Genomic DNA, 13,929 nt, shown 5'->3' on the forward strand with positions numbered 1-13,929 from the left:
GCCCAGCAGGCATCAGCTCGGCTGCGTCGGCCGGGTCCGGGCGTCCCCGCCGTTTCGAAGCGCCTCCGGCCCCATCCGACGACTGGATCGACAGCCCCACCCGGGAGCCCGCCGCGGTGCCGTCGCTGACCGCCCCCGCGGCAGCAGCCCCCGTGCCCCGTCCCCTCAGGCCTGTCCGAGCCCCTGATCAGGAGCTGACGCTGGAGGCTGAGGGGGGCGAGCCCAGCGCCCTCGAGCAGTACGGCCGCGACCTCACCGCCGCCGCCCGCGCCGGTCTGCTCGATCCGGTGATCGGCCGCGACACCGAGATCCGCCGGCTGATCCAGGTGCTGTCCCGCCGCGGCAAGAACAATCCGGTGCTGATCGGTGAGCCCGGCGTCGGCAAGACGGCCATCGCCGAGCGGCTGGCCCAGCGCATTGTCAGCGGCGAAGTGCCCGACTCCCTCAAAGGCCTGCGCCTGATCGCCCTCGACCTCGGTGCCCTGATCGCCGGCGCCAAGTTCCGCGGTCAGTTCGAGGAACGGCTGCGCAGCGTGCTGGCCGAGGTGAAGGATCCGGAGGAGGGACGTGCCGCTGCGGCCGGCGATGGCGGTGTGGTGCTGTTCATCGATGAGCTGCACACCGTGGTGAGCGCCGACCGCTCCAGCGCCGATGCCGGCAGCATCCTCAAACCGGCCCTGGCCAGGGGTGAGCTGCGCTGCATCGGGGCCACCACCCCGGAGGACTACCGCCGCACGGTGGAGAAGGATCCCGCCCTCAACCGCCGCTTCCAGCAGGTGGTGATCCGTGAACCCAGCAAGGAGGTGAGCCTTGAGATCCTGCGGGGCCTCAAGGAGCGCTATGAGCTCCACCACGGCGTCACCATCACCGATGGGGCCCTGCAGGCAGCGGTGCGTCTGGCCGAGCGCTACATCGCCGACCGCTGCCTGCCCGACAAGGCGATCGATCTGATCGATGAGGCCGCCGCCCAGCTGCGCATGGAGGTCACCTCCAAGCCCCAGGTGGTGGAGGCCGCCGAACTCGACCTGCGCCGGATCGAGCTGGCCCTGCTGGGGGCGGAGGCCGCCTCCGAGGACGAGCGCGTGAACCTTCAGGATCAGCGTCGCATCGCCCTGGAGCGCCTGCAGGATCTACAGCGGCGCTGGCAGGCGGAGCGCGAGCAGCTGGCGGAGCTGAGAGAGCTGCTTCAGCAGGACGATGAGCTCCGCCTGGCGATCGCCGAGGCCGAGCGTGACGGCGAATTCGAGGAGGCGGCCCGCCTGCAGGTGGATCAGCTGCAGCTGGTGCAGCAGCGCCGCGCCGCCCTTGAGGAGGAGCTGCTCGACGATCAGCGCGGCGGTCTCTCCCTGCTGCGTGAGCAGGTGGATGAGGGCGACATCGCCGATGTGGTGGCCCGTTGGACCGGTATTCCGATCCAGCGTCTGCTGGCCGGGGAGCGACAGAAGCTGCTGGAGCTGGAGCAGCGGCTGGCGGAGCGGGTGATCGGCCAGCCCGAGGCGGTGGCAGCGGTGGCGGCCTCGATCCGGAGGGCCCGGGCCGGCATGCAGGATCCGCGCCGGCCCGTGGGCTCCTTCCTGTTCCTGGGCCCCACCGGCGTGGGCAAGACCGAGCTGGCCAAGGCCCTGGCCGCGGCCCTCTTTGATGAGGAGGACGCTCTGGTGCGGCTCGACATGAGCGAGTTCATGGAGCGCAACGCCGTGGCCCGCCTGGTGGGGGCTCCCCCCGGCTATGTGGGCTACGAGGAAGGAGGACAGCTCACCGAGGCCGTGCGCCGCCGTCCCTATGCGGTCTTGCTGCTCGATGAGGTGGAGAAGGCCCACCCCGAGGTGTTCAACCTGCTCCTGCAGGTGCTCGATGACGGACGCCTGACGGATTCCCAGGGCCGCACGGTTGATTTCCGCCACACCGTGGTGGTGATGACCAGCAACCTGGCCAGCCGGGCCATCCTCGAGAGTGCCCGCAGTGGCGACGACTCCGGCCTGGAGGCGGCGGTGGAGCGCGCCCTGGCCGGACAGTTCCGGCCTGAGTTCCTCAACCGCATCGACGAGGTGATCCGCTTCCGCCCCCTGGCGCCGAGTGACCTGCAACGCATCGTGCGCCTGCAGGTGGCGGAGCTCGCGGCGCTGCTGAAGGAGCAGCGGCTGGAGCTGGAGATCGATGAGGCCGTGGTGAGCCGCCTGGCGGAGCTGGGCTATGAGCCGGAATTCGGAGCCCGGCCCCTGCGCCGGGTGTTGCGCCGCCGCATCGAAAACCCCCTGGCCACCGAGTTGCTGGAGGACCACTTCCGCGCCGCCCGTGGTGTGCGCGTGTCTCTCGGCGATCCCAGCGGTCCCGGTGGTGCCGACACTTTGCGCTTCCTGCCCCTGGAGTGACCCCCTGAAAGGGTGTCCGGTAGGGTGTTCGTTTGCCGGTACGCCTCGCCGTCCGGTGCGCCCGCGCCCGTGGATTCTCCAAGCCGCACCACCACCTCCGACGACATCCCTGAGCAGGAGGTCAAGCCTGCCCAGCCAGCTGGTGTCGGGGGTTTCATCTCCTCCACCCTGGAGGAGCTGCGCAAGGTGGTGTGGCCCAGCCGTCAGCAGCTCTTCAGCGAGTCGGTGGCGGTGATCCTGATGGTGAGCCTCTCGGCCGCCACCATCGCCGCCGTCGATCGCTTTTTCAGCTGGGCGTCCACCCAGGTCTTCCCCTGAGGAGCCGGTGGCACCTCAACTTTCCCCTGTCCCGTTCGTTCTGAGCACCCACTCCTCCGTCCCCGTGTCCGAAGCCGATCTCGTCACCGCATCCAGCCTCGACGGCGCCCCTGAGGAGGACGCCGCCGCTGACGTGCTCGCCCTTGAACCCCCTGCCCCGGCGGAGCGGGAAGGCAAGCCGATGGTGGCCCGCTGGTACGCCGTGCAGGTGGCGTCCAGTTGTGAAAAGAAGGTGAAGGCCACTCTGGAGCAGCGAGCCATCACGCTGGGCGTCGACAGCCGCATCCTTGAGATCGAGATCCCCCAGACCCCGGCGGTGAAGCTCAAGAAGGACGGCAGTCGTCAGGCCGCCGAGGAGAAGGTCTTCCCCGGTTACGTGCTGGTGCGGATGATGCTCGATGAAGACACGATGATGGCGGTGCGGAGCACCCCGAACGTGATCAACTTCGTCGGCCAGGAGGAGCGCCGGTCCACCGGCCGGGCCCGCGGTCACATCAAGCCCAGGCCCCTCAGCCGCCAGGAGGTCGACCGGATCTTCAAGCGCGCCGCCGAGAAGAAGCCCGTCGTCAAGGTCGATCTGGCCGAGGGTGATCAGATTCTGGTCACGGCCGGCCCCTTCAAGGACTTCCAGGGCGAGGTGATCGAGGTGTCGGGCGAGCGCAGCAAGCTCAAGGCCCTGCTCTCGATCTTCGGCCGGGAAACCCCGGTCGAACTCGAATTCGCCCAGATCAGCAAGCAAAGCTGATGGTCACGGGGCCGCCTCCCTGCGGAGGGCGGCCCAACCCGGCGGCACCGTTTCGGCGCCGCCGCCCAACGCCTCGACCCAAGGGTCAGGCGATCCGCAGCGCTTCCCTCCGTAGACCAGCCGATGGCCAAAAAAGTCGTTGCCGTAATCAAGCTGGCGCTCAATGCCGGCAAAGCCAACCCCGCACCACCCGTGGGCCCTGCCCTCGGTCAGCATGGGGTCAACATCATGGCCTTCTGCAAGGAGTACAACGCCCGCACCCAGGACAAGGCCGGCTATGTGATCCCGGTGGAGATCTCGGTCTTCGAAGACCGCAGCTTCACCTTCATCACCAAGACTCCGCCGGCTTCGGTGCTGATCACCAAGGCCGCCGGGATCGATAAGGGTGCTGCCACCTCGGCCAAGGGCCGTGTGGGCGCCATCAGCCGTGCCCAGCTCCAGGAGATCGCCAGCACCAAGCTGCCCGACCTCAACTGCTCCAGCCTGGAGTCGGCCATGCGCATCATCGAAGGCACCGCCCGCAACATGGGCGTCGCCATCAGCGACTGAACCTGCAGGAGCCCGGCTCCGCCATTCCCGCTTCATCCACCGTTCACCCCACCCGGGGGAGACCCTCGCCGCCGCCCCAGGCCCAACAAGCCAAGGCCAAGCCCGGAGAGTCGCCTGAACCCCGCTGAAACCCATGCCCAAACAATCCAAGCGTTTCACCGCCCTGCTCGAGACGATCGAGGATCGCGAGTACACCCCGCTCGAGGCCCTCGAGCTGGTGAAGGCCAACGCCAACGCCAAGTTCGATGAAACGATCGAAGCCCATGCGCGGCTCGGCATCGATCCCAAGTACACCGACCAGCAGCTGCGCACCACCGTGGCTCTGCCCAAGGGCACCGGCCAGACCATCCGCATCGCCGTGATCGCCCGTGGCGAGAAGGTGGCCGAAGCCAAAGCCGCCGGCGCCGACCTCGCCGGTGATGACGAGCTGGTGGAGGCCATCGCCGGCGGTCAGATCGATTTCGACCTGCTGATCGCCACGCCGGACATGATGCCGAAGGTGGCCAAGCTGGGCCGGGTGCTCGGTCCACGCGGTCTGATGCCGAACCCGAAGGCCGGCACTGTGGCCACCGATCTGGCAGGAGCGATCAACGAATTCAAGGCGGGCAAGCTGGAATTCCGCGCCGATCGCACCGGCATCGTGCATGTGCGCTTCGGCAAGGCCAGCTTCTCGGTCGACGACCTGCTGCAGAACCTCAAGGCTCTGCAGGAAACCATCGATCGCCAGAAGCCCAGCGGTGCCAAGGGCCGCTACTGGCGGAGTCTCTACCTCACCTCCACCATGGGTCCGTCCGTCCCCGTCGACGTCACCGCCCTGCAGGACATCAAGTTGGAGGGCTGAGCCCAGTTGAGGCGGGGTGATCGTGCTCAAGCACCCCGCCGTGTAAACTCATTAATCGGGCACGCGCCCGGCCCAAGACAGCAGGTCAGTGCTGCGTCCTCAGGGTCACCCGCTTCGGTGGTGTGTCCAAGAAGATGCAGTCCAGGTAAATCCTGCCGAGGTGCACGCGACTTTTTCCGGTTCGGATTCTCCGGGCGGATCACCGTTCAGCGGCCTCGAGGCTTCCCTCCGGTTCACCCCGGCAGAGAAGTTGGCGGCCGCGTCCCGGCTTGTTCCCCCAACTCCGTACCAAACCCATGGGCCGCACGCTGGAGAGCAAGCAACAGATCATCGAAGAGCTCAAGGGGCTCCTCGGTGAGGCCGAAATGGCGCTGGTCCTTGATTACAAGGGCTTGTCCATCAAGGAGATGTCTGATCTGCGGACCCGTCTGCAGGCCAACAGCGGCATCTGCAAGGTGACCAAGAACACCTTGATGCGCCGCGCCATTGATGGCAACAGTGCCTGGTCGGAACTCGATTCCCTGCTCACCGGCACCAACGCGTTCGTCCTGATCAAGGGCGATGTCGGTGGTGCCGTCAAGGCCGTTCAGTCCTTCCAGAAGGACACCAAGAAGTCGGATGTGAAAGGAGGCCTTTACGAAGGCAAACTTCTTTCCCAGAACGACATCAAGGCCATTGCCGAGCTGCCCTCCAAGGAGGTGCTCATCGCCCAGATCGCCGGTGCGATCAATGCGGTGGCCACCAAGTTGGCCGTTGGCATCAACGAAGTTCCCTCCGGCCTCGCCCGGGCACTCAAGCAGCACGCCGAAAGCGGCGACGCCACCTGAGCCCAGCGAAATCACCCCCGGCTCCGCCGGTCCAAGACCACAGATCTGTTGCTGATTCTCAATCATGACCACAAAAACTGACGACATTCTCGAGTCGCTGAAGACTCTCTCTCTGCTGGAAGCCTCCGAGCTCGTCAAGCAGATCGAAGAGGCTTTCGGTGTGTCCGCCGCCGCTTCCGCCGGCGTCGTGATGGCCGCCGCTCCCGCAGCCGCCGCTGAGGCGGTTGAAGAGCAGACCGAGTTCGATGTGATCCTCGAAGGCTTCGACGCCGCCGCCAAGATCAAGGTGCTCAAGGCCGTCCGCGAGGCCACCGGCCTCGGCCTGGGCGAAGCCAAGGCCCTTGTCGAGGCGGCTCCCAAGGCCGTCAAGGAAGGCATCAGCAAGGACGAGGCCGAGGCACTCAAGAAGTCCATCGAGGAAGTGGGCGGCAAAGTCACCGTCAAGTGATCCCGCCCGGCGGAGGGTCCCCTCCTCCGCCGACTTCATCCTCCGCAGCCGGTCTCTCGGGGCCGGCTTTTTGCTGGGTTCAAACGGCCAAAAAAAAGCCCGCCGAAGGCAGGCCTTTGAGGTGGAACGATGCCGGGAGTCTGTCCTCGTTTCGACCCCGGGAGAGCGTTCTGCACTCCTCACACAAGACAACCATATGGCCTGGATCAGTTGGAAGCTCGCGGCGGGGGTCGCTGTGTCGACTGTCACTCCCGGAAGGGGATCACCTGCAGGGCGATCGGCCCACTCTCCAGTTCTCCACCTCTCGCCATGCTTCCCAGGACACGTCCAAGGCTCCCCGGCCCACCGCTGCTGATGGGCTGAACCGTCTCGCGGCTGCCCCCACCGGCCTGGGCGATCAGCTGCTCCAGGGGGGTGCTGGCGGCAAAATAGATGTGGTTGAGGGTTTGCTGGCCGAAGACGCGGCGATTCAGCTGCCAGTCGCTCTCGAGTTTGATCGGAACAAATCCCTCAGGGTCACGGCGGCTCACCTCCCCCCGTCCCACCAGCAGCAGGGTGGTGTCCGCCGGGCTCATGGCCTGCAGCTGCAGTTCGTCGCCCACCTGGCTGAGGCGAAGTCGGTAGCGGCTGGCCAGGTCCTGGTCCGCCACCCTCAGGGAGTAGGCGTTGCTGCCGGCGTAGCTGGTGCAGATTCCGCGGGAGTCGAAGCGATTCATCGAGGCCTCCACCAGGCCATCGGGCCGGGCCTGCCAGCAGGGCTGGCCGTTGGCCGTCTGCTCGATCAGCACCAGCGACCAGTCGGCGAAGCCGACCGGCTTGGCCAGCACCGCAAACTGCGACGCCTCCACCGGCTGGCTGTCGAACACTCCGGCGGCCTCAGCCAGGGGCGTTGTGACGGCCTGGAGCGTGGTGGCGGCCAGACCAGCCCCCGCGAGGGCCAGGTAGGTTCGCTGCATGGTGGATTTCCTGTGTTCCAACATCGTCGCCACGGTCTACGGCACCACTGTCTACCGAACATTGGCCGGATTGCCCAGTGGCTGCTGAGCCGGTGAGGGTGGTGGCCGCCGCCTGTGATGGCGCCTGCCGGGGTAATCCGGGCCCGGGAGGCTGGGGCTGCCTGCTGCGTTTCGAGGACGGCAGCGTGCGCGAGCTCGGTGGGGCCGCCGCGGCAACCACCAACAACCGCATGGAACTCACCGCTGCCCTGGCCCTGATGGAGGAGTTGCGCCAGCTGCCGCTTCACCCTGACCTGCGTCTGCGCACCGACAGCCGCTACCTGATCGATGGTCTGACCAAGTGGATGGCGGGCTGGAAGCGCAAGGGCTGGCGTACAGCCTCCGGCGGACCCGTGCTCAACCGCGACCTCTGGGAGGAACTGGACCGGGCACGCCTCCCTGGGGTGCGCCTGGTCCACGTCAAGGGGCACAGCGGTGATCCCGACAACGACCGCTGCGATGAGATCGCCGTGGCCTTCTCGCGCGGAGGCTCCCCTCCGCTGGCCACTGGACCCGGGTCCAGCGGCCAGCGGAACGCTCCTCAATCTGGAGCGGCTGAGGTGGATGGGCTGGAACAGCCGGCCCCTGCGGTCCTGGGCGAGCTGCTCACCCGTCTTGAAGTGGCCGACCGCCTGGCCAGCGGCGGTTATGCCCTGACAGCCGCCGAGCTGGCCCGCCTCGTGGAGCAGCCCCTGGCCCGTCTGCAGGAGCGGCAGGGTCCCTGGATCTGGCGCGACTGGCGGGTGAGTCCCGCCAGCGAAGGCCGCTGGCGGCTGGAGCGCGCCGAGCCCTCCCTGCAGGAGTCCCCATGATTTTGGAGCGACCAGAGCCTTCCTCCTCAGGCACCACCGCCGGCACCAGCACGGGCTCGCTCTACCGACGCTGGGTGGGTCCCCTGCTCGCCAGGGATGAGGGGGCCGATGCCGAGCAGCTCAGCAGTCTCACCCTCGCCGCCCTGGCCCAGGCCTCCCTGCGCCGCGACTGGCCCCTGGTGTCGGGCAGCCTGGCGGGCCTTGGGGCCGAGCTGCAACGTCGCGACCATCGCCTCGAGCAGACCCTGTTCGGTTGCCGCTTCGCCAATCCGGTGGGACTGGCTGCCGGCTTCGACAAGAACGCGGTGGCCGCAGGAATCTGGCACCTGTTCGGTTTCGGCTTCGCCGAGCTGGGCACGATCACCTGGCACCCCCAGCCCGGCAATCCACGGCCGCGGCTGTTCCGCCTGGCCCAGGAACGGGCTGCGCTCAACCGCATGGGCTTCAACAACGACGGTGCCCAGGCCGTCAAGCGCAACATCGAGCGCCAGCACCTGCCCCCGCCTGGCCAGAGGCCCGCGGTGCTGGGCCTCAATCTGGGCAAGTCGAGGATCACCTCCCTGGAGCTGGCCCCCGATGACTACGCCTCCTCCCTGGAGCTGCTCTCGCCCCTGGCCGACTACGTGGTCATCAATGTCAGTTCACCCAACACCCCCGGCCTTCGCGACCTGCAGGACGCTGTGCAGCTGAGGCGCCTGGTGGAGCGGCTGCGTCGCCTGTCGGCCTGCCCGCCGTTGCTGGTCAAGATCGCTCCCGACCTCGAAGACGACGCCATCGACACGATTGCCCGCCTGGCCTACGAGGAGGGCCTCGCCGGGGTGATCGCCGTGAACACCAGCGTCAACCGGCTGGGGCTGGAGAACCGTCGCCTGCCCCAGACCGGGAGGACCCTGGCGGAGGAGGCGGGGGGGCTGAGCGGCGCTCCCCTGCGCGGCCGGGCTCTGGAGGTGATCCGGCGCCTGCGGGCCACAGCCGGACCAGCCCTGCCGCTGATCGGTGTTGGCGGAATCGATTCCCCCGAGGCCGCCTGGGAACGGATCACGGCGGGAGCCTCATTGATTCAGGTTTATACAGGCTGGATTTACCAGGGGCCGGGCCTGGTGCCGGCGATTCTCGAGGGCCTCGGCGACCAGCTGGACCGCCATGGCTGCAGCCATCTGAGTGAGGTTGTGGGCAGCGGCCTGCCCTGGCGCTGAGCGCTGGCCCTGTCTCCCGATCGAGACGGGTCTGCAGGGGATGTGCGCAAACGGCGCGAGGCCGATACGCTGCATCGGGATTCCAGGACGTGACGATTGGTCCTTGCCGGCGTTCAGGAACAGCTTCAGCCTTTAACAGCCCGTCTTTTTCCTCGCCGGGTCTGGCTGGCACTCGAGGATGACGCGGTCACGGTGCTCACCACCAGGGGCCATGGCGAGCCTGTACAGCTGGGACTGCTGAGGCGGGTGCCCCTGCCGCGCGGGGCCTGCTCCGCCGGTGACCCTCTGCAGGTGATGGCCCTCGGCGACCTGATCGGCGATCTGCTGGTGGAACTGGGCCTGGTGGGCGCTGAAGTGCTGGCGGTGCTGCCCGCCGCCGCCTGTTCCTGGAGGGTGGTGGAGTGGCCCTTCGACGACTGGCCCGAGTCGGCGGATGAGGCCCTGCGCCAGATCGATCCCCCCCTGGGGCTTCCCTACGACCTCTCCCAGGCTTACGTCGGCCTGATGCCACTGGAGGGTGCAGGTCAGCAGGCCTCCGGTCACTGCTCCTCGCTGCTGGTGACTGTCCCGCGCCAGCGCGTGCTCAGCTGGATTGAAGTGTTCGACATCGCCGGGGTTGAGCTCGAGCGGCTCGAAGCCCCCCAGGTGTGTGAACTGCGGGCCCTGGCCTCCTTGCTGGAGGGGGGCGATCCCGGGCTTCTGGAGGCTCTGCTGGTGGTGGACGAGCGAGGAGGGCGGCTCACCTTGCTGCGCCGCGGCGTGCCTGAGTACGAGCGGCAGTGGACAGGGGCGATGGCCGAGGACGAGGTCGAGCGGTGCATCGCCTACTGGCGCGGGCTGGATCCCGCCGTGAACGGGGTTCGTCTCTGGCTGGCCGGCTCCAGCTCCGATCTGCCCCTGCTGGCCGGGACCCTGAGCCAAGGCCGCGAGTGGCCGATCGAGATCCTCGATCCTGTGGCGATGGGCTGGATGACCATGCCCCCTGACAGCGGCGATGAGGGCTCCCTGCCGGGTTGGTCCCTCACCAGCCTGTATGGGTTGATGCGGGCGGAGCTGGCCCGATGAGCCCAGTCCTTCCTGGTCTGGACCTGCTGCGGGAGCGCCGGCTGGAGCTGGGCCTCAGCGCCGAGCCGCCCAGACCGCCCGATGCCAGGCGACTGCTGATGATCGGCTCCGCCATCGGTGGCGCCATCGTGCTGGCCAGCGTGGGTGTCGCCATGGTGCTGAAGATCCAGGGACTGCTGCTGGAGCAGGAGCTCACCCGTCTGGCGCCGGTGAGAACCCAGGTGGAGACGATCGAAGCGGAACTCGCCGCTGACAAGGCTGGTCTGGAGCTCAAGAGCAAGGGCAATGCCGAGCTGGTGAACGGCCTGGTGGCGGTGCGATCAGGTTCGGCCCTGTTGACCGACCTGGCAGGCCGCACTCCGGTCGCCTTGCAGCTCACATCAGTGCAGGTGGGCAAGGATGATCTTCAGATCAAAGGCCGCACCGGTGATCCAGGAGCGTTCGAGCGGATCAACGCACTTGTTCTGCGCCTGAAATCCTCCCCGCTGATCGATCCGGCCAGCGTGAACCTTGGCCGTGCCATCCGCAACGACACCGACGCGAGCAAGCCCGGCAAGGGCCCTGAGAGCGGCCTGGTGGAGTTTGAAATCAGTGCGGCTTTCAGCCGTCCGCCGTCCAGTTCTGCCCGGTTGACTCAGCTGCAGGAGCTGGGTGCCGGGGGTATGGCCCGTCGCCTGGAGCTTCTGCAGAAGGAGGGCCTGCTGCGATGACCAATCTTCAGCAGGGCGCTCCGCCCCGGTCTCTCCTTCTGCGCAATGGTCTGCTGATCGGACTGCCGGTGGCGGCCGGGGTGCTGGTGGCGGGCCTGGTGGCCCTTCTGGGAGTGTTTCAACCCTGGAATCAGGTCCGCCGCAACCAGCTTCAGCTCGATGAACTGCGGGGCATGAGCGAGCGCTTGCCGTTGCTGCGTGCCCAGAGGGTGCGCCAGCTCGATCAGGTCAAGACGGTGGATGGACAGCGCTCCAGCCTGCTGAAGCTGATCGCCGGCAGTGGCCAGATCAGCACCTTCCTCGCCCAGCTCAACCGGGAGGCGACGGCCACCGGGGTTCAGCTCGATGTGTTTGAACCCGTGGAGGCACCTGCGGCTGGGGGCAAACCGGCCTCGGCCCCGGCACCTGGGGCTGCCAAGGACAAGGACGCCGCCCCCCCTTCCGATCCCCTTGAAGCCGATGGCCTGACCAGGACCACTCTCCTGCTGAGTGCCCGTGGCCGTTATCCGAACCTGCTGGTGTTCATGCGCAGGCTGGAGCGTCTCAGCCTGCTGGTCGCCCAGAGCGACCTCAACCTGGATCTCGAATCCATTCCCGCACAGGCTCAGCCAGTGGCCAACAGGCCTGGAGCTCAGCCCCAACGGGTCCCCCAGGTGGTGCTGAAGCTCAACCTTGCCCTCTACGGGGAGGGGCCGGCTGCCAGGCCAGGTGCCAGATCGGCCAGGGTTGCCCAGGCCTCACCACCAGCCGCCACCCCGCCAGCCGCCAATTCAGCGGCGGGAAGACCTCCGGCAGCCCCCCAGCCCACCGCACCACCTCCGGCCCCAGCCCAGTGAGGAGGGGGGCCACAGTCGCATTTGGTCATCTGGTGTTTACAGAACACGTCCCATAACATTCCGACGTGATGGATGCGTTGATGGCCCCAGCTGGTCTTGGATTCCGTGCCGGTCTATGGCTGGCCACCACCGGCAACCTGCTGGCAGCCTTACCTCTGACAGTGACTCCAGCTCCAGTGCAGGCCCAGGCGGCCATCCGCCAGGACGGCCTGCAGCTGAAGCTGCGTCGCCTGCCCGATGCCCTGGAGCTCGTGATCCAGGATGCGGGCACCGGCGTCGACCTTCGCCAGCAGATGCAGGGTCAGGTGTGGGTGGGTGAGCTGCGCACCGAGCAGATCCGGGGGCTCAAGGCCGGTCCCCAGTCGCTCTCGATGACCGATGCCGGCGTGGATTCCATCACCTTCGACGGCACCGGCACGGAATTCCAGCTGAAAGTCACGCCGATGCCGGGACGCAATCTGGGCACGCCGTTGGTGAGCAGCGATGGCCGAAATCTGACCGTGCGCTTCAACGCACCCCAGGTGCCGATGAGCCAGTCGGCCGGTGTGGATCTGCGGGCGCCGGCACGGGTGCCCACCTCGTCCTTTGTGCCTCCCCTGCGGCCCCGTGCCGTGGCACCCCCCTCCGGCGATATCGCCGTGGGCACGATGACGATCCGCAATCGCGGTTATCTCAGCCTTTACGGTCCGCCTGTGACGCTGACCACCCGCAGCGCCAATCCCCGCGATGTGCTGATGGTGCTGGCCCAGATGGGGGGGTATGGCTTTGCCTTCTCTGACCCCGCCTTGACGGCTGGTAGCAATCCCCAGGGCCCCAGGCCGAGCCTGTCTCCTGTGACCGTGGCCTTCCAGAGCGAGCCTTATGAACGGGCGTTCAACTTCGTTCTGCTCTCTTCCGGGCTGCAGGCCCGCAAGGAGGGCAACACGATCCTGGTGGGCTCCGACGTGCTGGGCAAGACGATCGGCCCACAGATGTCGAAGGTCTATCGACTCAACCAGGTGTCTCCCAACTCGGCAGCCGATTATCTGGCCAACCTCGGCGCCCAGGTCACCAAGACCAACACGATCACCACCGCTGTGTCCCAGGGCGTGCCGCTGGGGGCTCAGCCCGCCGGAACTGGCCTGACCGCCACCTCCCAGAGCACCACATCCACCCAGCAGACCGTGGAAGCCTTCGGGGCCTCATCCGGTCCACTGGTGGGGCTGCGCGCCACCACCGATCCACGCCTCGGCACGATCACGATCGTCGGAGAACCATCGCTGGTGGCGATCGGAGAGCAATATCTCAAGCAACTGGATCTGCGCCAGCGCCAGGTGGCGTTGTCCGTGAAGATCCTGGACGTGAATCTTACAAATACAAGCGATATAGATAACAGCTTTGCCTTCCGCTTCGGCAACAACTTCATCGTGAATGATGGGGGACGTTTGTTGGCGGCTTTCGGACGCAATCTGCCGCCAACGGCCAATGACTTCCGGCGGGGTGTCCCCAATAATCTGGAGGTCGAGCTGACCCCGGGAACCGGCACGACCCCTGGCACCATCACCACGACTGGTGACAACCTGCCAGGTCTTGTCGCCACTGGGGCAGCGGCACTCAATGGGGCGACCTCGACAGGCAGTTCCCTGGTGGACGGTATCCGCCGCAACCCCGGCCTGAACTACCCCGACAACCAGTTCTTCGACTTCCTTCAGGCTCAGATCGTCTCGGAGAACGCCAAGGTGCTGGCCAGCCCCACCTTGATTCTCAGTGAAAACCCGGAAACCATTTCAGGGGGTGCCGATATCGGTGCCGGGGGGCTTTCCGGTCAGGCCGGAGACACCTCAGGCCTGAGCGCGGCCACGATCGGTCGCACTCGGGCCAATGAATCCTTTGTGACGGTGGGCCGCCAGGTGGTGACGGCTTTTGACGTCACCAACACCGCCAATGTGGGCACCACCTGTGAACCCACCTTCAGCACCGCCGGCCTCACCTTCGGTGCCCGTGTCTCCAAGATCGACGACAATGGCTTCGTGACGTTCACCTTGTCCCCGGCCATCTCCGGGGTGGTGGATCGTCAGCCGGTTCCAGGCTGCGGCGATATCGACATCCGTACCCGTTCAGGGGCCGTGACGCAGCAGCGCAGCATTCCGCCCTTGATCACTGATCAACGAGCGACCACAGGCACCACGATCGATGACAGCCGATTCAGGGATTCGGCAACAGTGATGGCATCTCA

At 66.9% G+C, this 13,929-nt stretch carries 14 protein-coding genes; 13 read left to right on the plus strand and 1 reads right to left on the minus strand.

The annotated features are described in order from the left end of the window. The 7 genes from VB734_RS13640 to rplL form a co-directional block, all read left to right on the plus strand. The coding region (locus VB734_RS13640; protein ID WP_323243534.1) for an ATP-dependent Clp protease ATP-binding subunit at window positions 1–2,372 on the plus strand (2,372 nt) is incomplete at its 5' end. 69 nt (window positions 2,373–2,441) lie between these two features. Continuing rightward, window positions 2,442–2,690, plus strand: a complete 249-nt coding sequence (gene secE / locus VB734_RS13645) for a preprotein translocase subunit SecE (protein WP_197161920.1) — start codon at window positions 2,442–2,444, stop codon at window positions 2,688–2,690. A gap of 133 nt (window positions 2,691–2,823) precedes the next feature. Then, window positions 2,824–3,435: a transcription termination/antitermination protein NusG gene (nusG, locus tag VB734_RS13650; protein WP_231594981.1), complete on the plus strand. Its 612-nt coding sequence runs from the start codon at window positions 2,824–2,826 to the stop codon at window positions 3,433–3,435. Between the two features lie 123 nt (window positions 3,436–3,558). After that, complete coding sequence (rplK, locus tag VB734_RS13655; RefSeq protein WP_006173231.1) at window positions 3,559–3,984, plus strand: 50S ribosomal protein L11; 426 nt, start codon at window positions 3,559–3,561, stop codon at window positions 3,982–3,984. Window positions 3,985–4,117: 133 nt separating this feature from the next. Next, window positions 4,118–4,825, plus strand: coding sequence for a 50S ribosomal protein L1 (rplA, locus tag VB734_RS13660; protein ID WP_197161924.1), 708 nt, complete (start codon window positions 4,118–4,120; stop codon window positions 4,823–4,825). A 296-nt stretch (window positions 4,826–5,121) separates the two neighbouring features. Continuing rightward, window positions 5,122–5,652 carry a 50S ribosomal protein L10 gene (rplJ, locus tag VB734_RS13665; RefSeq protein WP_197161926.1) on the plus strand — a complete coding sequence of 177 codons (531 nt, stop codon included), beginning with the start codon at window positions 5,122–5,124 and terminating at the stop codon, window positions 5,650–5,652. 64 nt (window positions 5,653–5,716) lie between these two features. Beyond that, a complete protein-coding gene (gene rplL / locus VB734_RS13670; protein WP_197161929.1) occupies window positions 5,717–6,100 on the plus strand; it encodes a 50S ribosomal protein L7/L12 in 384 nt (127 codons plus the stop codon). 245 nt (window positions 6,101–6,345) lie between these two features. On the opposite strand, the gene VB734_RS13675 is transcribed toward rplL, so the two are convergent. Then, window positions 6,346–7,056 (minus strand): DUF3747 domain-containing protein, encoded by a 711-nt coding sequence (locus VB734_RS13675; protein WP_197161932.1) that lies wholly within the window; start codon window positions 7,054–7,056, stop codon window positions 6,346–6,348. A 77-nt stretch (window positions 7,057–7,133) separates the two neighbouring features. On the opposite strand from VB734_RS13675, the gene VB734_RS13680 reads away from it, so the two are divergent. From VB734_RS13680 to VB734_RS13705, 6 genes are all read left to right on the plus strand, one after another. Further along, window positions 7,134–7,907 (plus strand): ribonuclease H, encoded by a 774-nt coding sequence (locus VB734_RS13680; protein WP_322782292.1) that lies wholly within the window; start codon window positions 7,134–7,136, stop codon window positions 7,905–7,907. Beyond that, window positions 7,904–9,103: a quinone-dependent dihydroorotate dehydrogenase gene (locus VB734_RS13685; protein ID WP_197161934.1), complete on the plus strand. Its 1,200-nt coding sequence runs from the start codon at window positions 7,904–7,906 to the stop codon at window positions 9,101–9,103. Before VB734_RS13680 ends, VB734_RS13685 begins: the two co-directional genes overlap by 4 nt. A 96-nt stretch (window positions 9,104–9,199) precedes the next feature. Next, window positions 9,200–10,168, plus strand: a complete 969-nt coding sequence (pilM, locus tag VB734_RS13690) for a type IV pilus biogenesis protein PilM (protein ID WP_197161937.1) — start codon at window positions 9,200–9,202, stop codon at window positions 10,166–10,168. After that, on the plus strand, window positions 10,165–10,878 hold the full coding sequence (locus VB734_RS13695; RefSeq protein WP_197161940.1) for a PilN domain-containing protein: 714 nt from the start codon (window positions 10,165–10,167) through the stop codon (window positions 10,876–10,878). Before pilM ends, VB734_RS13695 begins: the two co-directional genes overlap by 4 nt. Further along, entirely contained in the window at window positions 10,875–11,714 is an 840-nt protein-coding gene (locus VB734_RS13700; RefSeq protein ID WP_197161943.1) for a hypothetical protein, read from the plus strand. Before VB734_RS13695 ends, VB734_RS13700 begins: the two co-directional genes overlap by 4 nt. Window positions 11,715–11,794: 80 nt before the next feature. Beyond that, window positions 11,795–13,929, plus strand: a 2,135-nt coding sequence (locus VB734_RS13705) for a secretin N-terminal domain-containing protein (protein ID WP_323243535.1), incomplete at its 3' end; no start/stop codon positions are given.

The sequence above is a fragment of the Synechococcus sp. BA-124 BA4 genome (assembly GCF_034931165.1).